The sequence below is a fragment of the Paraburkholderia guartelaensis genome (assembly GCF_004353905.1).
GTDB classification, from domain to species: Bacteria; Pseudomonadota; Gammaproteobacteria; order Burkholderiales; family Burkholderiaceae; genus Paraburkholderia; species Paraburkholderia guartelaensis.
This window is the reverse complement of record NZ_SMOD01000007.1, coordinates 183,119-204,404: the sequence shown is the minus strand read 5'-3', so window position 1 is coordinate 204,404 and position 21,286 is coordinate 183,119. Positions and strand designations below refer to the sequence as shown.

15 protein-coding genes are annotated in these 21,286 nt (G+C 65.6%); 11 read left to right on the top strand and 4 right to left on the bottom strand.

Going from position 1 to position 21,286, the window contains the following annotated elements; all coding sequences use genetic code 11:
* Positions 1-54 precede the first annotated feature (54 nt).
* From aspS to E1N52_RS11605, 8 genes are all read left to right on the top strand, one after another.
* Positions 55-1,860: an aspartate--tRNA ligase gene (aspS, locus tag E1N52_RS11640; protein WP_133182916.1), complete on the top strand. Its 1,806-nt coding sequence runs from the start codon at positions 55-57 to the stop codon at positions 1,858-1,860.
* 149 nt (positions 1,861-2,009) lie between these two features.
* Positions 2,010-2,486 (top strand): dihydroneopterin triphosphate diphosphatase, encoded by a 477-nt coding sequence (gene nudB, locus E1N52_RS11635; protein WP_133182915.1) that lies wholly within the window; start codon positions 2,010-2,012, stop codon positions 2,484-2,486.
* Positions 2,487-2,493: 7 nt separating this feature from the next.
* Positions 2,494-3,882, top strand: coding sequence for a phospholipase D-like domain-containing protein (locus tag E1N52_RS11630; RefSeq protein ID WP_133182913.1), 1,389 nt, complete (start codon positions 2,494-2,496; stop codon positions 3,880-3,882).
* Between the two features lie 242 nt (positions 3,883-4,124).
* A complete protein-coding gene (locus E1N52_RS11625) occupies positions 4,125-4,724 on the top strand; it encodes a TetR/AcrR family transcriptional regulator (protein ID WP_028206015.1) in 600 nt (199 codons plus the stop codon).
* 70 nt (positions 4,725-4,794) lie between these two features.
* Positions 4,795-6,582, top strand: a complete 1,788-nt coding sequence (locus tag E1N52_RS11620; protein ID WP_133182911.1) for an acyl-CoA dehydrogenase C-terminal domain-containing protein — start codon at positions 4,795-4,797, stop codon at positions 6,580-6,582.
* A gap of 129 nt (positions 6,583-6,711) precedes the next feature.
* Entirely contained in the window at positions 6,712-9,153 is a 2,442-nt protein-coding gene (locus E1N52_RS11615) for a 3-hydroxyacyl-CoA dehydrogenase/enoyl-CoA hydratase family protein (RefSeq protein WP_133182909.1), read from the top strand.
* Positions 9,154-9,187: 34 nt separating this feature from the next.
* Entirely contained in the window at positions 9,188-10,387 is a 1,200-nt protein-coding gene (locus E1N52_RS11610) for an acetyl-CoA C-acyltransferase (protein ID WP_133182907.1), read from the top strand.
* Between the two features lie 103 nt (positions 10,388-10,490).
* On the top strand, positions 10,491-11,261 hold the full coding sequence (locus tag E1N52_RS11605; protein WP_133182905.1) for an enoyl-CoA hydratase: 771 nt from the start codon (positions 10,491-10,493) through the stop codon (positions 11,259-11,261).
* A 14-nt stretch (positions 11,262-11,275) separates the two neighbouring features.
* Here the strand turns inward: E1N52_RS11605 and fdhD are convergent, their stop codons facing one another.
* Entirely contained in the window at positions 11,276-12,133 is an 858-nt protein-coding gene (fdhD, locus tag E1N52_RS11600; protein ID WP_133182903.1) for a formate dehydrogenase accessory sulfurtransferase FdhD, read from the bottom strand.
* Between the two features lie 175 nt (positions 12,134-12,308).
* Here fdhD and E1N52_RS11595 point away from each other — a divergent pair, with 175 nt between their 5' ends.
* The gene (locus E1N52_RS11595) at positions 12,309-12,791 is read left to right on the top strand and encodes a nitrate reductase associated protein (RefSeq protein ID WP_133182901.1); all 483 of its coding nucleotides are present in this window, start codon (positions 12,309-12,311) and stop codon (positions 12,789-12,791) included.
* A 238-nt stretch (positions 12,792-13,029) separates the two neighbouring features.
* Entirely contained in the window at positions 13,030-16,584 is a 3,555-nt protein-coding gene (locus E1N52_RS11590) for a sensor domain-containing protein (protein WP_246089030.1), read from the top strand.
* Between the two features lie 40 nt (positions 16,585-16,624).
* On the opposite strand, the gene E1N52_RS11585 is transcribed toward E1N52_RS11590, so the two are convergent.
* Positions 16,625-17,020, bottom strand: a complete 396-nt coding sequence (locus E1N52_RS11585) for an acyl-CoA thioesterase (RefSeq protein ID WP_133183016.1) — start codon at positions 17,018-17,020, stop codon at positions 16,625-16,627.
* A 286-nt stretch (positions 17,021-17,306) separates the two neighbouring features.
* Here E1N52_RS11585 and E1N52_RS11580 point away from each other — a divergent pair, with 286 nt between their 5' ends.
* Entirely contained in the window at positions 17,307-19,223 is a 1,917-nt protein-coding gene (locus E1N52_RS11580) for an ABCB family ABC transporter ATP-binding protein/permease (protein WP_133182899.1), read from the top strand.
* 47 nt (positions 19,224-19,270) lie between these two features.
* On the opposite strand, the gene murU is transcribed toward E1N52_RS11580, so the two are convergent.
* Together murU and E1N52_RS11570 are read right to left on the bottom strand one after the other, a co-directional pair.
* Positions 19,271-19,981, bottom strand: a complete 711-nt coding sequence (murU, locus tag E1N52_RS11575; protein WP_165979360.1) for an N-acetylmuramate alpha-1-phosphate uridylyltransferase MurU — start codon at positions 19,979-19,981, stop codon at positions 19,271-19,273.
* 62 nt (positions 19,982-20,043) lie between these two features.
* Positions 20,044-21,129, bottom strand: coding sequence for an aminoglycoside phosphotransferase family protein (locus E1N52_RS11570; RefSeq protein WP_133182895.1), 1,086 nt, complete (start codon positions 21,127-21,129; stop codon positions 20,044-20,046).
* Between the last annotated feature and the right edge of the window lie 157 nt (positions 21,130-21,286).

Sequence of the window (21,286 nt, the reverse complement as noted above, 5' to 3'; positions counted from 1 at the left end):
ACGCGCAGCCGCGCGCCGCTCCCGTTCATTCATGCATAACGAAAGACGAACATCATGTCGATGAGATCTGAATACTGCGGTCTGGTGACCGAACAGCTGCTGGGCCAAACTGTTTCGCTGTGCGGATGGGTACAGCGCCGCCGCGACCATGGCGGCGTCATCTTCATCGACCTGCGCGACCGCGAGGGCCTCGTTCAGGTCGTGTGCGATCCGGACCGCGCGGAAATGTTCAAGATCGCCGAAGGTGTGCGCAACGAGTTCTGCGTGCAGGTCAAGGGTCTCGTTCGCAATCGTCCGGAAGGCACGGTTAACGCGAACCTCACGAGCGGCAAGATCGAAGTGCTGTGCCACGAAATCGTGGTGCTCAACGCGTCGGTCACGCCGCCGTTCCAGCTCGACGACGACAACCTCTCGGAAACCACGCGCCTCACGCATCGTGTCCTCGACCTGCGCCGTCCGCAAATGCAGCACAACCTGCGTCTGCGCTATCGCGTGACGATGGCCGTGCGCAAGTATCTCGACGCGCTCGGCTTCATCGACATCGAAACGCCGATGCTCACGAAGAGCACGCCGGAAGGCGCGCGCGACTACCTCGTGCCGTCGCGCGTGAACGCAGGCCAGTTCTTCGCGCTGCCGCAGTCGCCGCAGCTCTTCAAGCAGCTCCTGATGGTGGCGAACTTCGATCGCTACTACCAGATCGTCAAGTGCTTCCGCGACGAAGACCTGCGCGCCGACCGTCAGCCCGAATTCACGCAGATCGACTGCGAAACGTCGTTCCTCGGCGAGCAGGAAATCCGCGATCTGTTCGAAGACATGGCGCGTCACGTGTTCAAGGAAACGATCGGCGTCGAGCTCGACGCGAAGTTCCCGATCATGCCGTATGCGGAAGCCATGAGCCGCTTCGGTTCGGACAAGCCGGACCTGCGCGTGAAGCTCGAATTCACCGAGCTGACCGACGCCATGAAGGACGTCGACTTCAAGGTGTTCAGCGCTCCGGCCAACACGAAGGACGGCCGCGTCGCGGCGCTGCGCGTGCCGAAGGGCGGCGAGCTGTCGCGCGGCGACATCGACGGCTACACGGAATTCGTGCGTATCTACGGCGCGAAGGGTCTCGCGTGGATCAAGGTCAACGAAGCGGCGAAGGGCCGTGACGGTCTGCAAAGCCCGATCGTCAAGAACCTGCACGACGCCGCGATCGCCGCGATCCTCGAGCGCACCGGCGCGCAAGACGGCGACATCATTTTCTTCGCGGCAGACCGCGCGAAGGTCGTGAACGACAGCCTCGGTGCACTGCGCCTGAAGATCGGCCACTCGGAGTTCGGCAAGGCCAACGGTCTCGTCGAGAAGGGCTGGAAGCCGCTGTGGGTGATCGACTTCCCGATGTTCGAGTACGACGAGGAAGAGAACCGCTACGTGGCCGCGCACCACCCGTTCACGAGCCCGAAGGACGAGCACCTGGAATACCTCGAAACGGATCCGGGCCGCTGCCTCGCCAAGGCTTACGACATGGTGCTGAACGGCTGGGAAATCGGCGGCGGCTCGGTGCGTATCTATCAGGAAGACGTGCAGAGCAAGGTGTTCCGCGCGCTCAAGATCAATGCGGAAGAAGCGCGCGCGAAGTTCGGGTTCCTGCTCGACGCGCTGCAATACGGCGCGCCGCCGCACGGCGGTATCGCGTTCGGTCTGGACCGCATCGTGACGATGATGGCCGGCGCCGATTCGATTCGCGACGTGATCGCGTTCCCGAAGACGCAACGCGCGCAGGACCTGCTCACGCAGGCCCCGAGCCCGGTGGACGAGCGCCAGCTGCGCGAACTGCACATCCGTCTGCGTCAGCCCGAGCAAAAGACGGCGCAGTAAGCCGCAATCCTGCTGCGAAGGCCCGTCAGGGCTTTTGCATCGCAACAACAAAAAAGGCGCATCGTGCGCCTTTTTTGCTTTTTGCGTTAAATTACCTTTAGACGCGCCGCAAGCGCGCAGCGCGCGTTCCTCCCCCACGCACCATCGCCATGCAGAAGCCGCCGAAGATTCCGGAATCCGTACTCGTCGTCATCCATACGCCGCAACTGGAGGTCCTGATCATCGAACGCGCCGACCGGCCGGGTTTCTGGCAGTCGGTCACCGGCTCGAAAGATCGCCTGGACGAGCCGTTCGCCGAAACCGCCGTGCGCGAGGTGGGCGAGGAGACGGGTATTGCTGTCGGCGCGCAGGCCGTTCCGCAGGCGGCGCTGCTCGACTGGCATCACGAGATCGAGTACGAAATCTATCCCGTGTGGCGCCATCGCTATGCGGACGGCGTCACGCGCAATACCGAGCATTGGTTCAGCCTGGAAGTGCCCACGGGCACAGTCGTCACGCTCGCGCCGCGCGAGCATACGGCTTATCTGTGGCTGCCCTACGAGCAGGCGGCGGCGAAGTGCTTCTCGTGGTCGAATCGCGAGGCCATCTTGCAACTGCCCATGCGGCTGCGCGAAGGACGCGGGTGAGCGGAACATGAGCGACACCAGTACCGATCCCGGCATTGAATCGCAGCGCGTGGTGAGGCTGCGCGAGGCGCTGCTTGGCCGGCGCTATCGTTCGCGCTATCGCTTCACGAGCGGCAACGACGTGCGCCTGTTCGGTTCGAGCGCCGGTTTGTTCGGCGCGATGATCGAGCGCATCGACGCCGCCGAGCGCGACGTTGCGCTCGAAACCTATATCTTCTGCGACGACGACATCGGCCGCGCACTCTCCGATGCGCTCATGCGCGCGGCGGCGCGCGGCGTGCGCGTGCGCGTCATCACCGACGGCATCGGCTCGCCGCGCATTGCGCTGTTCGAGACCTGGCCGGGCGCGGGTGTGGAGCACCGCGTCTACAACCCGCACATCTTCGGGCGCTTCGGCTTTTCGCGTACGCACCGCAAGCTCGCCGTGATCGACGATCAGTTCGCCTTTTGCGGCGGCATCAACGTGATCGACGACTTCGAGCAGGACGGCCACAGGCTGCCGTACGCGCGCTGGGATTTCGCCGTCGAGCTGTACGGTCCCGTGGTCGTGGACGTGCGCCTCGCGATCGAGCAGCAGTGGCGGCGCATCCGGCTCGGCTACCGGCCGCCGCTGCCCCAGCAGCTGTCGCCCGGCGTGCCCGCGAGCGCGGGCTTCATGTCGCCGCATCCCACCGGCCACACGGTGGGGCGCCCCACGCAGATCGTCGACGACGCGCTGCGCGCGCTTGCACCCACTGTGAGTTCGCCGCGGGCGAAACGCTTCTTCACGCGTCTGCGCGAGCGCCTGCGCGCGAGCGTGCGCGATCCGCGCGCGGCGCACGTGCCTTGCGTGGCGTTCGTCGCGCGCGACAACGTGGTGAACCGGCGCGCTATCGAAAAGGCGTATCTCGACGCCATCGGCGAGGCGCGCAGTGAAGTGCTGCTCGCCAATCCCTACTTCATGCCGGGCCGGCGGCTGCGTCGCGCGCTCGTGAGCGCCGCGGAGCGCGGCGTGGCGGTCAAGCTTCTGGTCGGACGAAAGGAATTCAAGGTGCTCGACTACGGGGTGCCGTTCCTCTATCACCAGCTTCTCAGCGCGGGCGTGCAGATTGCTGAGTACGAGAAAACGATGCTTCACGGCAAGGTGGCCGTCGTCGATTCGAGCTGGGGCACCGTGGGTTCCTCGAACCTCGATGCGCTCAGCCTCGTGCTCAACAACGAGGCCAACGTGCTGCTCGTGGAGCATCCGCAGATCGAACAGCTGCGCTGCGAGATCCTCTCGGCGTTCGGCGACGCCGCGCAGATCGACCGCGCGCGTTACGAAGCACGGCCGTGGCACGTGCGCGCCGTGAACTGGCTCGCCTGGGCGTTCTATCGTGCGCTCATGAAGCTCATCACCGTGGGCGGCTACGACTAGAAACAGAACGCTGCCATACGAATCAGCGCGTGTGCAATCGAGAGAATGTCGGCTTGCGCACGGCGCACGAACCCCGAAAATTAGAGTACCGGTTAGAAATCGGTTTCTAATAAAGTCCTTGTTTCGCGGACGGCTGTCCTCAACAATAGTACGGCCGTTCGATTTAATTCAGGCATAGATGTAAGCAGTTAATGAGCAGTTGACAGCTACATCGCAGCCACATCGTTACGGTAAAGAAAGCTATGCGAAAAGGCGAACAGACACGAGCCGCCATTCTGGATGCAGCACTCGACCTGGCAGGTCGCGATGGCCTTGAAGGCCTGACCATCGGCCTGCTCGCCGAGCGCATGCAGATGAGCAAGAGTGGCGTCTTCGCTCACTTCGGATCTCGGGAAGACCTGCAGGTCGAGGTGGTGCGCGAGTACCACCGTCGATTCGAGGAAGAAGTCTTCTTTCCGAGTTTGCGCGAGCCACGCGGTTTGCCGCGTCTGCGTGCGATGCTGTCGCGATGGTTCGAGAAGCGCATTCACGAAGTCACGACCGGCTGCATCTACATCAGCGGCGCCGTCGAGTACGACGACCGCGCGGACAGCCAGGTGCGCGAGACGCTGGTCGCGAGCGTGTCGATGTGGCGCGCGGCGCTTCTGAGGGCCATTTCGCAGGCAATTGAAGAAGGCCATTTGCGCAAGGAGACCGATCCCGCGCTGATGCTCTTCGAACTGTATAGCGTGACGCTCGGCCTGCATCATGACGGCCGCTTCCTGCATCTGCCGGACGCGGTCGAGCATACGTGGGCCGCGTTCGAGAAGCTGATTGTTTCGTATCAGAGCGAGACCCAGTAGCGCCTAAGCCGCAACATCCAGGTCGCGGCGGCGCGCGAGGGACCCGAAGCTCAAATTTTGGAGAGATGACATGGGACAGTACACCGCGCCGCTGCGCGACATGCAGTTCGTTCTGCACGAACTGCTGAACGTGGAAGGCGAAGTGAAGCAGATGCCGAAGCACGCCGACCTCGACGCCGACACCATCAACCAGGTGCTCGAAGAAGCCGGCAAATTCTGCTCCGAGGTGCTGTTTCCGCTGAACCAGACCGGCGACCGTGAAGGCTGCACCTACGCCGGCGACGGCGTCGTCACCACGCCTGCTGGTTTCAAGGAAGCGTACAAGCAATACGTCGAAGCCGGCTGGCCCGCGCTCGGCTGCGATCCCGAATACGGCGGCCAGGGCCTGCCCGCGTTCGTGAACAACGCACTCTACGAAATGCTGAACTCGGCGAACCAGGCGTGGACCATGTATCCGGGTCTCTCGCATGGCGCCTACGAGTGTCTGCATGCACACGGCACGCCCGAACTCCAGAAGGCCTATCTGCCGAAGCTCGTCGAAGGCGTGTGGACCGGCACGATGTGCCTGACCGAGCCGCACTGCGGCACCGACCTCGGCATCCTGCGCACGAAGGCCGAGCCGAACAGCGACGGCTCGTACGCGATCACCGGCACGAAGATCTTTATCTCGAGCGGTGAGCACGACATGGCCGAGAACATCATCCACCTCGTGCTCGCGCGTCTGCCTGATGCGCCGCCGGGAACGAAGGGCATCTCGCTGTTCGTCGTGCCGAAGTTCATCCCCACGGCAGCGGGCGAAGTGGGCGAGCGCAACGGCATCAAGTGCGGCTCGATCGAGCACAAGATGGGCATTCACGGCAACGCGACCTGCGTGATGAATCTCGACGGCGCGAAGGGCTGGCTCGTCGGCGAACCGAACAAGGGCTTGAACGCCATGTTCGTGATGATGAACGCGGCGCGTCTGGGCGTCGGCATGCAAGGCCTGGGTCTTACCGAAGTTGCGTACCAGAACTCGCTGGTCTATGCGAAGGAGCGCCTGCAGATGCGCTCGCTGACGGGCCCGAAGGCACCCGAAAAGGCCGCCGATCCGATCATCGTCCATCCGGACGTGCGCCGCATGCTGCTCACGCAGAAGGCCTGGGCCGAAGGCGCGCGCGCCTTCACCTACTGGTCTGCGCTGCAGATCGACAAGGAGCTCTCGCACGGCGACGAAGGCGAGCGCAAGGAAGCGGCGGACCTCGTCGCGCTGCTCACGCCGATCATCAAGGCCTTCCTTACCGACAACGCGTTCGAGAGCACCAACCTCGGCATGCAGGTGTTCGGCGGCCACGGCTTCATCTCCGAGTGGGGCATGGAGCAGTACGTGCGCGACGCGCGTATCAACCAGATCTACGAAGGCACGAACACGATCCAGTCGCTCGACCTGCTGGGCCGCAAGGTGCTGGGCGACATGGGCGCGAAGCTCAAGAAGTTCGGCAAGCTCGTGACGGATTTCGTCGAAGCCGAAGGCATCAAGCCGGAAATGCAGGAGTTCGTGAATCCGCTCGCCGACATCGGCGACAAGATGCAGAAGCTCACGATGGAAATCGGCATGAAGGCGATGCAGAACCCGGACGAAGTGGGCGCGGCCGCGGTGCCGTACCTGCGCACGGCGGGCCACCTCGTGTTCGCGTACTTCTGGGCACGCATGGCGCGCATCGCGCTCGACAAGGAAAGCTCGGGCGATCCGTTCTACAAGTCGAAGCTGGCCACGGCGCGTTTTTACTTCGCGAAGCTGCTGCCCGAAACGGCCACGTCGATCCGCCAGGCGCGCGCGGGTTCGAAGACGCTGATGGAAGTCGACGAAGCGCTGTTCTAAACGCCAACGGGCGCGCGCTTTTCAAAGGCGCGCGCCCCGTCAACACGATGTCCAGAGGCGGCTCTCGTTGACGCGCGCCGCCCTCACACCTCAATCCGCTCGACATTGCATACCCGCTGGAGGAACAACGTGAGCAACCTCAATATTCGCAAGGTGGCCGTGCTCGGCGCCGGCGTGATGGGCGCGCAGATCGCCGCGCACCTGATCAACGCCCGCGTGCCCGTGCTGCTGTTCGATTTGCCCGCGAAAGAAGGCCCGAAGAACGCCATCGCGCTGAAGGCGATCGAGACGCTCAAGAAGCTCTCGCCCGCGCCGTTCGGCGTGAAGGACGACGCGCAATACATCACGCCCGCGAACTACGAAGACGACATCGCGAAGCTCGCGGAATGCGACGTGGTGATCGAGGCGATCGCCGAGCGCATGGACTGGAAGCACGACCTCTACAAGAAGGTCGCGCCGCACCTCGGCCCGAAGGCGATTTTCGCGACCAACACCTCGGGCCTGTCGATCACCGAACTCTCGCATGGCTTCGACGATGCGTTGAAGGAGCGCTTTTGCGGCGTGCACTTCTTCAACCCGCCGCGCTACATGCACCTCGTCGAGCTGATCCCGACGACGCAGACGAAGCCCGAAATCCTCGACCAGCTCGAATCGTTCCTCACGAGCGTGGTGGGCAAGGGCGTGGTACGCGCGAAGGACACGCCGAACTTCATCGCGAACCGCGTGGGCGTGTTTTCGATCCTCGCGGTGATCGCCGAGGCGAAGAAGTTCGGACTGCGTTTCGACGAAGTCGATGACTTGACGGGCTCGCGCCTTGGCCGCGCGAAGTCGGCGACGTTCCGCACGGCGGACGTCGTGGGTCTCGACACGATGGCGCACGTCATCAAGACGATGCAGGACAACCTGAAGGACGACCCGTTCTTCCCTGTGTATGAGACGCCGGCCGTGCTGGCGGGTCTCGTGGCGAAGGGCGCGCTCGGCCAGAAGACGGGCGGCGGTTTCTATCGCAAGGAAGGCAAGGCCATCAAGGTGCTCGACGCCAACACGGGCGAGTACGTCGACGGCGGCGGCAAGGCCGACGAACTGGTGGGCCGCATCCTCAAGCGTCCGCCCGCCGAGCGCCTGAAGCTCTTGCGCGAATCGCAGCATCCGCAGGCGCAGTTCCTGTGGTCGATTTTCCGCGACGTGTTCCACTACATCGGCGTGCATCTGCAGTCGATCGCGGACAACGCGCGCGACGTCGATCTCGCGATCCGCTGGGGCTTCGGCTGGAACGAAGGTCCGTTCGAAGGCTGGCAGGCCGCGGGCTGGAAGCAGGTCGCCGAGTGGGTGAAGGAAGACATCGACGCGGGCAAGGCGCTCTCGAATGCACCGCTGCCCGCCTGGGTGTTCGAAGGCGCGGTCGCCGCGAACGGCGGCGTGCACGGTGCGGAAGGTTCGTGGTCGCCCGCCGAAGCGCGCTTCGTGCCGCGCTCGACGCTGCCGGTGTACGAGCGTCAGGTGTTCCGTGCGGCGCTGTTCGGTGAAACGAGCGCACGCGATCCGAAGACCTACGGCAAGACGCTGTTCGAGAACGACAACCTGCGCGCCTGGGTGGACGACCGCGCGGGCGAGGACGACGTCGTCATCGTCTCGTACAAGAGCAAGATGAACACGATGGGCCCGGGCCTGCTCGACTCCCTCGTGAAGGCGATCGACATCGCGGAAGACGGCTACAAGGGCCTCGTGATCTGGCAACCGACGTCGCTCAAGCTCGGCGCGCCGGGCGGCCCGTTCTCGGCGGGCGCGAACCTCGAAGAGGCGATGCCCGCGTTCATGATGGGCGGGGCGAAGGGCATCGAGCCGTTCGTGAAGAAGTTCCAGGACACGATGCTGCGCGTGAAGTACGCGAACGTGCCGGTGATCACGGCAGTGTCGGGCATCGCGCTCGGCGGCGGCTGCGAAATCATGCTGCAGAGCGCGAAGCGCGTGGCGCATGTCGAGAGCTATGTCGGCCTCGTGGAAGTGGGCGTGGGTCTCGTGCCCGCTGGCGGCGGCCTGAAGGAAGCGGCGATTCGCGCGGCTGAAGGCGCAGCGGCGATTGGCGCGGTACCGAGCGATCTGCTCCGGTTCCTGCAGAAGTCGTTCGAAAACGCAGCGATGGCGAAGGTCTCGGCCTCGGCGCACGAAGCACGCGCAATGGGCTATCTGAAGCCTTCGGACACGATCGTCTTCAACGTGTTCGAACTGCTCGACACGGCGAAGAAGGAAGCGCGCACTCTCTCCGCCGCGGGTTACCGCCCGCCGCTGCGTGCGACGCAGATTCCGGTGGCCGGCCGCTCGGCGATCTCGACCATCAAGGCATCGCTCGTGAACATGCGCGACGGCCGCTTCATCAGCGATCACGATTTCCTGATCGCGAGCCGCATCGCGGAAGCGGTGTGCGGCGGCGACGTCGAGGCGGGCAGTCTCGTCGACGAAGAATGGCTGCTCAAGCTCGAGCGCCGCGCCTTCGTCGAGCTGCTCGGCACGCAGAAGACTCAGGAACGCATCATGGGCATGCTGCAAACCGGCAAGCCGGTGCGCAACTAAGCGGCACGACGCACACCAGATACTGGAGTAAGAGATGAGCAAACAGTTGCAGGACGCATACATCGTCGCCGCGAGCCGCACGCCCATCGGCAAGGCGCCGCGCGGCGTGTTCAAGAACACCCGCCCGGACGAGCTGCTGGTTCATGCGATCAAGTCGGCCGTGGCGCAGGTGCCCGGCCTCGACACGAGCGTGATCGAAGACGCCATCGTCGGCTGCGCGATTCCCGAAGCCGAGCAGGGCCTGAACGTGGCGCGGATCGGCGCGCTGCTTGCGGGTCTGCCGCAGAGCGTGGGCGGCGTGACCGTCAACCGCTTCTGCGCATCGGGCCTCACGGCGCTCGCCATGGCCGCGGACCGCATCCGCGTGGGCGAGTCGGACGCGATGATCGCGGGCGGCTGCGAGTCGATGAGCATGGTGCCGATGATGGGCAACAAGCCGTCGCTCTCGCCGCACATCTTCGATCGCAATGAAGATATTGGCATTGCTTACGGCATGGGCCTCACGGCCGAGAAAGTGGCGGAGCGCTGGAAGGTGAGCCGCGAAGCGCAGGACGCGTTCTCGGTCGAATCGCACCGCCGCGCGCTTGCCGCGCAGCAGGCCGGCGAGTTCAAGGACGAAATCGCGCCGTACACGCTCGTCGAGCGTTTCCCCGATCTCGCTTCGGGCGAAGTGAGGGTGAAGGAGCGCCTGATCGAGCTGGACGAAGGCCCGCGTGCCGACACCACGCTCGAAGGCCTCGCGAAGCTGCGCGCCGTGTTCGCCAACAAGGGCTCGGTCACAGCCGGCAACAGCTCGCAGACGTCGGATGGCGCGGGCGCCTTGATCGTCGTCTCCGAGAAGATCCTCAAGCAGTTCAACCTCACGCCGCTCGCGCGCTTCGTGAGCTTCGCGGTGCGCGGTGTACCGCCGGAGATCATGGGCATCGGTCCGAAGGAAGCGATTCCGGCGGCGCTGAAGGCTGCGGGCCTGAAGCAGGACGACCTCGACTGGATCGAGCTGAACGAAGCGTTCGCCGCGCAGTCGCTGGCGGTGATCCAGGACCTCGGCCTCGATCCTTCGAAGATCAACCCGCTTGGCGGCGCAATCGCGCTCGGCCACCCGCTCGGCGCGACGGGCGCGATCCGCGCCTCGACGGTCGTGCACGGCCTGCGCCGCCGCAACTACAAGTACGGCATGGTGACGATGTGCGTCGGCACCGGCATGGGCGCGGCGGGCATCATCGAGCGGCTGTAAGCGTTCATCCGATCAACGCATTGGCGTAATCGACACGGTTCGCAGACTTCGCGGTTTGCGGACCGTTTTTCGTATCACGTTTGGGATACGAGGAGACAGGCACATGAGCAACGAAATCCTGGTAGCACACGAAAACGGTGTGCTCACGCTCACCATCGACCGGCCAGCGCGCAAGAACGCGCTCACGCCCGCGATGTATCAGGCGATGGCCGACACGCTCACCGGCGCAAACAATGACGCTTCGGTGCGCGCGGTGCTGCTGCGCGGCCACGCCGAGATCTTCACGGCCGGCAACGACATCGAAGACTTTCTGAAGGGGCCGCCCGCTGGCGCCGATTCGCCCGTGATCCGCTTTCTCGACGCCATCGCGGCCTTCGAGAAACCGCTCGTCGCCGCGGTGAAAGGGCCGGCGATCGGCGTGGGTACGACGCTGCTGCTGCATTGCGACATGGTCTATGCCGCTGACAATGCGCGTTTCGCCGTGCCGTTCTCTCAACTCGGGCTGTGTCCCGAAGCCGCTTCGTCGCTGCTGCTGCCGCGCATTGCGGGCTACCAGGGCGCGGCGGAAAAGCTGCTGCTCGGCGAGACCTTCGATGCGGCGGAAGCGCATCGCATGGGCTTCGTGAACCGCGTGTTGCCGGCAGCCGAACTCGACGCGTTCGTTAGCGCGCAACTGGCGAAGCTCGTCGCGTTGCCCGCGTCGTCGCTGCGCGTGACGAAGTCGCTCATGAAGCGCGCGGATACGCACGAGGTCAAGACGCGCATGAGCGAAGAGTTCGTGCACTTCGGCAAGATGTTGCTCGCGCCCGAAGCACGCGAGGCGTTCACGGCGTTCCTCGAAAAGCGCAAGCCGGATTTCCGGCAGTTCGATTAAACGCTAACGGCGCGTCACGCCGTTTCGTAATCGACGTACCCGGACTCGCGGCAGAAACTCACGAGCCGCAGTCCGGCGCGCTTCGCGATGGCGATGGCAAGCGAGGAGGGCGCCGAGATCGTCGCGACCATCGGAATACCCACGCGCGCGGCCTTGCGCACCAGTTCGTAGCTCGCGCGGCTGGAGAGGAAGACGAAGCCCTGCTGCGTGTCGGCGCGCTCCATCACGAGCTGGCCGATGAGCTTGTCGAGCGCATTGTGGCGGCCCACGTCCTCGAAGGCGCGCAGGATCGCGCCGTTTTCGTCGCACCACGCGGCCGCGTGCAGGCCTCCGGTGAGCTTCGTGAGCGCCTGATGCTGCGGCAGTTCGCGTGCGGCGCGCGCAATGGCGTCGGGCGCGAGGCGCGCAGCGAAGCCCGTATCGGGCACCTGCTCGGGTTCGAGATCGAGCAGGTCGATGCTCTCGATGCCGCACACGCCGCAACCGCTGCGGCCGGCGAGCGCGCGGCGTTTTTCCTTGAGTTCGACGAACGCCTGCTGGACCACGGTCAAGTGGACTTCGGCGTGCGGCAGATCCGATTCCGCATGCCAGTACACCTCAATGTCCTGAATGTCGGCGTTGCGCCCGACGATGCCTTCGGAGATCGCGAAGCCCACGGCGAACGCTTCGAGGTCGCGCGGCGTGCACATCATGACCGCGTGCGAAATACCGTTGAAGACGAGCGCGACGGGCCATTCCTGGCCCACGTAATCCTCTCGTGTTTCCACGGCGCCGCCGCGGTGCCGGTGCACGCGCAATTCGATGGCGCCAGGCTGGCCTTCGGTTTCGAGGGGATTCGTCGTCGCGATCTGCGGCCGGTCTGCGGTGCTCATTGGCGTGCGGGTTGGGGTGCGAGTTGAGGGGGACAAGCGCAAAACTCCATCGGTCCTTGTGCGGCGCGGTACCGCAGCGCCGCTGGGGGACAGCGGGGCCGCACCGCGCGCGGAAGGTTCTAAAATACCTCAAGCGGGCCGCCCGCGCTTATGCCCGCCTCGCGAGGATACCGTCATGGCATTGAACGAAGCTCCGCTGCTTTTCCGGTTCGAGGTCGACTCGTCGGAAAACCTCACCTATATCCCGATGTGCGTGCGCTTCAACCTGGATCGTTTTGGTCTGCGCATTTCTCTTGCGCAATGGCAACTGCTGCCCTACGAGGACCGCCGGCTGCTGGCGTGTTTCCCCGTGGACGAGGACACGCAAATCGAGCCCAATTTCGACCACGCGCTCTTCGAGATGATGCGCACGCACGCGAACGTCGAACCCGAATGGTTCGCGCCCGAAGAGGCGCCCGCCTGGCGCGACGTGAACGCGGTGCCGGGCGGTATTGCGCTGCAGTCCGAGCTTGCCAGCCTGCAGGCGCCTGACCTCGAAGACTGGGCGCAGCTCGACCCGTTCCAGCGCTACGTGCTTGCGAAGCTCGCGCGCAAACCCGAGAGCAATCACGACTTCGCGCCGGCGATGCACGAGTTCGGGCTGGCGGTGCCGCGGTAACGGTTTCCCGCTGGGTCCCGCCCGCCACGATTTATCGCCGATCCCTACCCGATTCCCGCTAACCGCGGCTGCCGCGCGCCGCCGCGGTCGTTTTCCGCTTCTTTCTCCACATTGACCCTCAAGACCAGGCCGGCCCTGCCGTTATTTCGGGTTGGCGCGTCAGGCGCCGACCGGTCGCGCGCAGTCGTGACCCATCATCCCGCGCTCATAGCGCGGGCGCGAACGACGCTCGGCATTCATGAACCTTCTTTTTTCGAAGCGCCAACTCATCAATCTGGCCGTCGTCGCGGCGGCCGTTGGCGCAAACGCTTTTGTCGCGTGGACGCAGATCGACGGCCAGCGTGAGATCGACCTGCGCGCGAGCCAGGCGGCGACGATCCGCCACGACCTCGACCGCTATCGCGATGCGCTCGGCAGCAGCGTGAGCGCGCTGGGCCGATTCGCCATGCAGGGCCAGCCGGAGTCGGCCGCCGCGCACGACGCGCGCGCCGCGATGCTCGACGAAACCGCCCGCGCACTGCGCACGGAGCTGGCCGGCAACGCCAACCTTGCAGCCCGTTTCGACGCGTTGGCGGGGCAGGGAGCCGCGATTGCGAGCGAGATCGATGTGACGCTTGCGCGCGCCGAGCAGCGCGTCGCCGACGAGCGCGGGCAGGCTGCCGTGGCGGCGGGGGCGAGCGCGAGCGCTGCAACGCAGGCTGTGCCGGCTGACGGTGCGTCCGGCCAGGAATTCGGCACGGCAATGCCCGCGAACGCCGCACGCTCGCCCGCAGCGCCATGGGGCGCGCCCGATGCGAGCGCCCGCAACGCCGCCGCCGCGAAGTCGGTGCAAACCGGGAATACGGCAGACGCGCGCATGGCCGGTCATGTCGTGACCGGTACGATCTTGCCGCTGCACGCCGCGGCGGACGGAGCGGCGAGCGCCGTGACGCTCGATACGCTCACGGTGGCGCCGGCTGTCGAGAACGGTGTCCAGCACCCCATCGTGGCGACCGCTGCGCTTCCCGACCCGGCAACGCCATCGCCTGCCGGAGCGCCCGCGACCGGCGCCGCAACGCCATCACCCGCCACTGCCGCGTGGCTCGCCGGCGAATACATCCGCTTCGACAACCTCGTGGATCAGCTCGACGGGCAGATCGCGTCGCTGCAACGCGCCGAGGATCTGGCGCTCGCCGCCGCGCTCGCCGACTCGGCGCGCTCGGGCGGCCGCGCGTTGCTGCTGCTGATCGTGACGATGCTCGCGGGTGGGACGCTCCTCATCTACACGTTCGGCGCGCGCGAGAGCGCCGCCCGCGAGAAGCTGCGCGCCGTGAGCGGCATGCGCCTGCGTAGCGAGCGCTTTCAGGGTCTGTTCGACGCGCATCCGGTGCCGATGTACGTGTTCGACCGCGAGACGCTGCGCTTTCTTGCCGTCAACACCGCCGCGATCCAGCAGTACGGCTACAGCGAGGAAGAATTCCTCACGATGACGATCCGCGATATCCGTCCCGTTGAGGACGTTTCGCGGCTCGAGCAACACCTCACGCGCTCGGACACGCTTACGCAGAACGTGCGCATGATGGCCGGCATCTGGCACCATCGCCGCCGCGACGGCTCGATCATCAGCGCCGACATCTCGCATCACTCGCTCACCTTCCTCGGCCGCGACGCCGTGTTCGTGCTCGCCGACGACGTGACCGAGCAGATCAAGGCCGAAGCGGAGGCGCAGCGCTCGAACCAGATGCTCGAGTCGGTGATCGACAACATCCCGCAGCGCATCTTCTGGAAGGACGCGCAGTCGCGCTATCTCGGCTGCAACATGACTTTCGCGCGCGACGCGGGCCTCGCGTACCCCGAGCAGATCATCGGCAAGTCCGACGACGACCTGCCGTGGCGCGCCTACGCCGACGGCATGCGCGAACAGGACCGCGAGGTGATCGAGTCGGGGCTGCCGCGCATCAACTACGAGGACAACCACACGATCGACGGCCTGCACCGCACGACGCTCACGAGCAAGCTGCCGCTGCTCGACGGCGACGGCCGCGTGATCGGCGTGCTCGGCTCGTACTCCGACACCACCGAAAGCAAGCGCGCCGACCTCGCGCTGCGCCTGCAAAGCCGCGCGCTCGACGCGTGCGTGAACGCCATTCTGATCACCGCGCCGGGCCCGGGCGGCAGCAATCTGATCGAGTACGCGAATCCGGCGTTTCGCCGCATCACGGGCTTCGATCCGGCCGAGGTGATCGGCCAGGACTGCCGCCTCCTGCAGCGCGACGACCGCGATCAGGACGGACTCATCGCGGTGCGCAAGGCGCTGCTTTCCAATCGCGAAGTGAGCGCCGTGCTGCGCAACTACCGCAAGGACGGCGCGCTCTTCTGGAACCAGCTGCTGATCGCGCCGGTGCCCGATCTCGATGGCCGCATCACGCATCACATCGGCATCATCAACGACGTGACCGAGCTGATCCGCTACCAGGAGCAGCTCGAATACCAGGCGAACTACGACAGCCTCACGCTGCTGCCCAACCGCAACCTGCTGCGCGACCGTCTCCAGCACGCATTGCTCGCGGCGCAGCGGCACGACTCGGGCGTTGCCGTGGTGTTCATCGACCTCGACGGCTTCAAGAACGTCAACGACAGTCTTGGCCATAGCGTGGGCGACCGGCTGCTGGGCGTGGTGGCCGAGCGGCTCCAGCGCTGCACGCGCACGACCGATACGGTCGCGCGCCACGGCGGCGACGAGTTTGTGATCGTGCTCACCGATACCATCGACGAGAAATCGCTGATCGGCTGGATGGAGCGGGCGCGCTCGCTGATCTCGGAGCCGGTGTGGATCGACGGCACCGAGCTGTATGTGGGCTGCAGCATGGGCGCGAGCGTCTACCCGCAGGACGGCAACGACGCCGAAACACTCATGAAGAAGGCCGACGTCGCGATGTACCGCGCGAAGGACATGGGCCGCAACACGTTCCAGTTCTTCCAGCCCGAAATGAACGCGAACGTGGGGGCGCGCCTGAATCTGGAGCGGCGCCTGCGCCGGGCGCTGCGCGACAGTGAGTTCCTGCTGCACTACCAGCCGCAGGTGGAGATCGAGGGCGGGCGCATCATCGGCATGGAGGCGCTCGTGCGCTGGCGCGATCCGGAGGTTGGGCTCGTGTCGCCTGCGCAGTTCATTCCCGTGGCCGAGGAGAGCGGCCTGATTGGCCCGCTTTCAGACTGGGTGCTGCGCGAGGCCTGCCGGCAGAATCGCGCGTGGCAGCTCGCGGGGCTGCCGCCCGTGCGCGTTTCCGTGAACTTCTCGGCGAAGACGTTCCACCAGCGCGACATTGCGCAACTCGTGAAGGACGTGCTGCAGGAAACCGGGCTGGAAGCGTGCTGGCTCGAAATCGAGCTGACCGAGAGCACGCTCATGCGCAATGCCGAAGAAGCCGTGTCGATGTTGAACGAGCTGCACGCGCTCGGCATCGGCATTGCCATCGACGACTTCGGCACCGGCTATTCGAGCCTGAGCTACCTGAAGCGTCTGCCGGTGGACCGGCTCAAGATCGACCGCTCGTTCGTGGCCGACATCGGCACGAGCAGCGACGACGAAACGATCACGGCGGCCATCATCGCGTTGGCGCACGAGCTGCAGTTGCAGGTGATCGCGGAAGGGGTGGAGACCTCGGCGCAGTTCGCCTTCCTGCGCGAGCGCGCGTGCGACGAGCTGCAAGGCTACTTCTTCGCGCCGCCGCTACCGGGCGACGAGGCAGCGGCGCTGTTGCGCGCGAGCGCGACCTACGAGGAAGCGCCCGGGCTCGCGTGGACGGTTTGAGCCCGGCGCCCTGGCCGGGCGTTCGCGGTTGCGCTTGCCGTTATTCGATCGGCGGCAACTGACGCGGGCGGCGGTCCGTGCCGGTCGCGACATAGGTGAGGGTGGCTTCCGTCACCTTGACGACTTCGTCCTGGAGGCGCATGCGCTGCGCGTACACCTCGACCTCGACGGTCACCGAGGTTTTGCCGGTCTTGACGATATCGGCGTAGAAACTCAGCAGATCGCCCACGAACACCGGTTGCTTGAACACGAACGAGTTCACCGCGACGGTCGCGACACGCCCGTTGGCGCGGCGGCTCGCCGGAATCGAGCCGGCAATGTCGACCTGCGCCATGATCCAGCCGCCGAAGACGTCGCCGTGAACGTTGGCGTCCGAGGGCTGCGGCACGACGCGCAGCGCAGGCGATTTTTGGGGGAGCGGGAAGGAGTCGGTCATCGGGCTTCCATGAAAAGGGAACGAACGGCGTACGGAGCCGCGGCGCTGGCCTCGCGCCGGCGCGGGGCGCTCAGCGGGGTGCGCCGCCTTCTGCGACAATACGTTGATCAGGAATTGTACGGGAAAGCATAAGGCGCGGCGGGCGGGTCGATTAGAGCCCTCCACCTTCGCGAAACCCGTCGCCGACCACCCCACATGACTCGCCGTGCCGTTTGCGCCGCGCCAGGCTCCGGTTCCCGAACCGGCCTTCGCGCGCTGCATCGCACATGCATCTCGCCGCCTGCCCATGCGCCGCTTTCCCGCTTCCAACGAACCCGCGCTGCCCGCCACCGGGCCGCGCAACGACTGGCAGACGATCGTCTCGCTGCTGCCTTACCTCACGGCCTACAAATGGCGCGTGGCGTTCGCGCTCACGTGCCTGATCGGCGCGAAGGTCGCCAACCTCGGTGTGCCGATCGTGATGAAGCACATCGTCGACGGACTCGCCTCGGTGCGCCATCTCACGGCGCTCGGCCGCGCGGAGCACGCGCCCGGTATCGTGCTCGCGGGCGGCATCGGACTGCTCGTGCTGGCGTACGCCGTCGTGCGTCTGTCGACGTCGCTTTTCACCGAGCTGCGCGAGATTCTGTTTTCGAAAGTGACCGAGAGCGCCGTGCGTCAGCTCGCGCTCAAGGTGTTCCGCCATCTGCATGCGCTCTCGCTGCGCTTTCACCTCGAGCGGCAGACGGGCGGTATGTCGCGCGACATCGAGCGCGGCACGCGCGGCATCACGCAGCTCATTTCGTATTCGCTCTACAGCATCCTGCCGACGCTCGTGGAAGTGGGCCTCGTGCTCGGCTTCTTCGTGGTGAAGTACGAGGCGTACTACGCGATCGTCACGCTCATCGCGCTCGTGGCCTACATCGTGTTCACGGTGAAGGTGACGGAGTGGCGCACGCATTATCGCCGCACGATGAACGAGCTCGATTCGCGCGCCAATGCACGCGCGATCGATTCGCTCATCAACTACGAGACGGTGAAGTACTTCGGCAACGAAGAGTGGGAGACGAAACGCTATGACGAAAACCTGCACCGCTATCGCCAGGCCGCGATCAAGTCGCAGCACTCGCTTTCGGCGCTCAACTTCGGGCAGCAGGCGATCATCGGCACCGGGCTCGTGTTCATCCTCTGGCGCGCCACGCAAGGCGTGATGGCGGGGCGGCTCACGCTCGGCGACCTCGTGCTCATCAACACCTTCATGCTGCAGCTCTACATTCCGCTGAATTTTCTCGGCGTGGTGTATCGGGAGCTCAAGCAAAGCCTCACCGACATGGACCGCATGTTCACGCTGCTCACCGTCGAGCGCGAAGTGGCCGACGTGCCCGGCGCGCAGGCGCTCGCGGTGCGCGGCGGCGAGGTGCGCTTTTCGCACGTGAACTTCGCGTATGAGCCGTCGCGCCAGATTTTGTACGATCTGAGCTTCACGATTGCGGCGGGCACGACCACGGCCGTGGTGGGGCATAGCGGCTCGGGCAAATCCACGCTCGCGCGGCTCTTGTTCCGCTTTTACGATCTCGATCGCTCTGATCCTGGCAAAAGCGGTGGGGCGATCACCATCGACGGCCAGGATATCCGCGATGTGACGCAGGACTCGTTGCGCGCCTCGATCGGCATCGTGCCGCAGGACACGGTGCTGTTCAACGACTCGATCTACTACAACATCGCCTATGGCCGGCCCACGGCGAGCCGGGAGGAAGTGATCGCGGCGGCGCGCGCGGCGCACATTCACGCGTTCATCGAGAGCCTGCCCAAGGGCTACGACACGCCCGTGGGCGAGCGCGGTCTCAAGCTTTCGGGCGGCGAGAAGCAGCGAGTGGCGATCGCGCGCACGCTGCTCAAGAATCCGCCGATCTTGTTGTTCGACGAGGCGACGTCAGCGCTCGATTCGCGCTCGGAGCGCGCGATCCAGCACGAGCTCGACCAGATCGCGCGCGAGCGCACCACGCTCGTGATCGCGCACCGGCTCTCGACCGTCGTGCACGCGCAACAGATCATCGTGATGGATCACGGGCGCATCGTCGAGCGCGGCACGCATGCGCAATTGCTGCACGCGGGCGGCCACTATGCGCAGATGTGGGCGCTTCAGCAGCAGAAGGCGGGTGAGACGCCCCAGCCCCAGTCACAGCAGGGGCAGGTGGAGTTGCCGGCGGCGGGTGGAAACTGAAGAAGCGCGCCGCGCCGGCGTTTGCACGGCGCGTTGCGTTGACGGTTTCAGCCGTGGTGCGCGCTCGTCGGATTTCGCAGCGCGGCGTCGAGCGCTTCGAGCTGCGCGGGCGTGCCGACGTTTTCCCAGACGCCGTCGTATAGCTCGCCGCTCACGCGACCTTGCGCGATTGCCTCGCGATAGTACGGCGTGAGCGCGCGCTTCGTGCCGGGTGCGAGATCGCGGAACATGCGCGTGTCATAGAGACCGATATTGCCGAACGTGTAGCGCGGTGCGCCGTCGAGCGCGAGCCGGCCGTCAGCGCCCAGCGCGAAGTCGCCCTTCGGGTGGAACGGCGGGTTCGGCACCATCACGAGATGCATCCCCGGCTGTTCTTGCGCCGCGAGCACTTGCGCGTGCGTGTTCAGGCGCGCGAAATCGTAGGCGCTGTAGACGTCGCCGCTCACCGCGAGGAACACCTCGGGCGCGCCTGTCGACTCGATGAGCGGCAGCGCCTGGGCAATGCCGCCCGCCGTTTCGAGCGCGTCGTGCTCGGGCGAATAATGGAGCGTGACGCCAAAGCGCGCACCGTCGCCGAGCGCGGCTTCGATCTGCGCGCCGAGCCATGCGTGATTGATGACGATGCGCGTGTAGCCCGCCGCGGCGAGCCGCTCGATCTGCCACACGACGAGCGGTTTGCCGCCCACGGCGAGGAGCGGCTTCGGGCAGGTGTCGGTGAGCGGACGCATGCGTTCGCCGCGTCCGGCGGCGAAGATCATGGCGGTGCGGCCGTGGCTCGCCCTGGCCGGCGTGTGATTCGATTGGGTCATGACGGCCCGTTTCAGAAGGTGTAAGCGACTTCGACGGCGCTGCCCTGCAGCTCGTCGATGAGCCGCGCGAACGGCGCGAGCGGGCGGTAGCGGTGCGCAACCTTGCTCGCATAGGCGAGAAAGCGCGGCAGGTCGGCCATGTAATGCGGTTTGGCGTCGCGATAGTTGATGCGGCAGAAGAGGCCAAGCACCTTGATGTGGCGCTGCAGGCCCATCCACTCGAGCTGGCGGTAGAACTCGCCGAAGTCGGCATCGACAGGCAGCCCCGCCTTCTTGGCGCGCTCCCAGTAGTGCGCGAAGCAGTCGAGCTCGAACTCCTCGTCCCAGCTCAGGAACGCGTCGCGCAGCAGCGAGACGACGTCGTAGGTGATCGGGCCATACACGGCGTCCTGGAAGTCGAGCACGCCGGGGTTGGGCGTGGCGATCATCAGGTTGCGGGGCATGAAGTCGCGCAGCATGAAGCTTTGCGGCTGCGCGCGGGCGCTCGCCACGAGGAGGGCGAAGGTGCGATCGAGCACGCCGCGCGTGGCTTCGTCCACCTTGCGGCCCAGATGGCGCTCCAGATACCACTCGGGCATCAGCTCCATTTCGCGGCGCATGAAGGCTTCGTCGAAGTCCGGCAGCACGCCTGGCCGCGAGCTGAGCTGCCAGCGGATCAGCGCGTCGATGGCGTCGCGCATCAGCTCACGCGAGCGCGTGCCCGGGCCGGCTTCCTGCAGCGCATTCAGGTAGGGCGCAGTGCCGAGATCGGTGACGAGCATGAAGCCCGCGTCGAAATCGGTTTCGAGCACGCGCGGCACGTGCACGCCGGCCGCTTCGAGCAGCTGCGCGATCTGGGCGAATTCGCGGCTCTTTTCGGGCGGCGGGGCGTCGACGGCGATCAGCGTCGCGCCGTGCGCGCCCGCGCTCGCGAGGCGGAAATAGCGCCGAAAGCTCGCGTCGGCCGACGCCGGGGCGAGCGTTGCGAGGTCGAGGGCGTACTGCTGGGCGTGGCTGCCTAGCCAGGCGGCGAGCAGGTCGCGGCGATTGTCGGTCAGCGAAGCGGACGGAGAGGCGCCGGGGGATGCGGCGGAAGAATGCGCGGCGGAAAAGGTCATGAAAGCCAGAGGCAAAATCAGTGGATCAACGTCTTGCCATATAATACCCCACGACTTTTTTGACGCGACTCGCGCCAAAGCCCGCATGACGGTTCGCTCGCCGCATTCATCGTCGCTCCAGGGTTCGATGAATTGTAATTAATTGTTTGCACCCCGG

Excerpts from the sequence above, each read along its gene's own strand:
- aspS (WP_133182916.1), top strand. The coding sequence starts at position 55 with ATGTCGATGAGATCTGAATACTGCGGTCTGGTGACCGAACAGCTGCTG.
- nudB (WP_133182915.1), top strand. The coding sequence starts at position 2,010 with ATGCAGAAGCCGCCGAAGATTCCGGAATCCGTACTCGTCGTCATCCAT.
- E1N52_RS11630 (WP_133182913.1), top strand. The coding sequence starts at position 2,494 with ATGAGCGACACCAGTACCGATCCCGGCATTGAATCGCAGCGCGTGGTG.
- E1N52_RS11625 (WP_028206015.1), top strand. The coding sequence starts at position 4,125 with ATGCGAAAAGGCGAACAGACACGAGCCGCCATTCTGGATGCAGCACTC.
- E1N52_RS11620 (WP_133182911.1), top strand. The coding sequence starts at position 4,795 with ATGGGACAGTACACCGCGCCGCTGCGCGACATGCAGTTCGTTCTGCAC.
- E1N52_RS11610 (WP_133182907.1), top strand. The coding sequence starts at position 9,188 with ATGAGCAAACAGTTGCAGGACGCATACATCGTCGCCGCGAGCCGCACG.
- E1N52_RS11605 (WP_133182905.1), top strand. The coding sequence starts at position 10,491 with ATGAGCAACGAAATCCTGGTAGCACACGAAAACGGTGTGCTCACGCTC.
- fdhD (WP_133182903.1), bottom strand. The coding sequence starts at position 12,133 with ATGAGCACCGCAGACCGGCCGCAGATCGCGACGACGAATCCCCTCGAA.
- E1N52_RS11595 (WP_133182901.1), top strand. The coding sequence starts at position 12,309 with ATGGCATTGAACGAAGCTCCGCTGCTTTTCCGGTTCGAGGTCGACTCG.
- E1N52_RS11590 (WP_246089030.1), top strand. The coding sequence starts at position 13,030 with ATGAACCTTCTTTTTTCGAAGCGCCAACTCATCAATCTGGCCGTCGTC.
- E1N52_RS11585 (WP_133183016.1), bottom strand. The coding sequence starts at position 17,020 with ATGACCGACTCCTTCCCGCTCCCCCAAAAATCGCCTGCGCTGCGCGTC.
- E1N52_RS11580 (WP_133182899.1), top strand. The coding sequence starts at position 17,307 with ATGCGCCGCTTTCCCGCTTCCAACGAACCCGCGCTGCCCGCCACCGGG.
- murU (WP_165979360.1), bottom strand. The coding sequence starts at position 19,981 with ATGATCTTCGCCGCCGGACGCGGCGAACGCATGCGTCCGCTCACCGAC.
- E1N52_RS11570 (WP_133182895.1), bottom strand. The coding sequence starts at position 21,129 with ATGACCTTTTCCGCCGCGCATTCTTCCGCCGCATCCCCCGGCGCCTCT.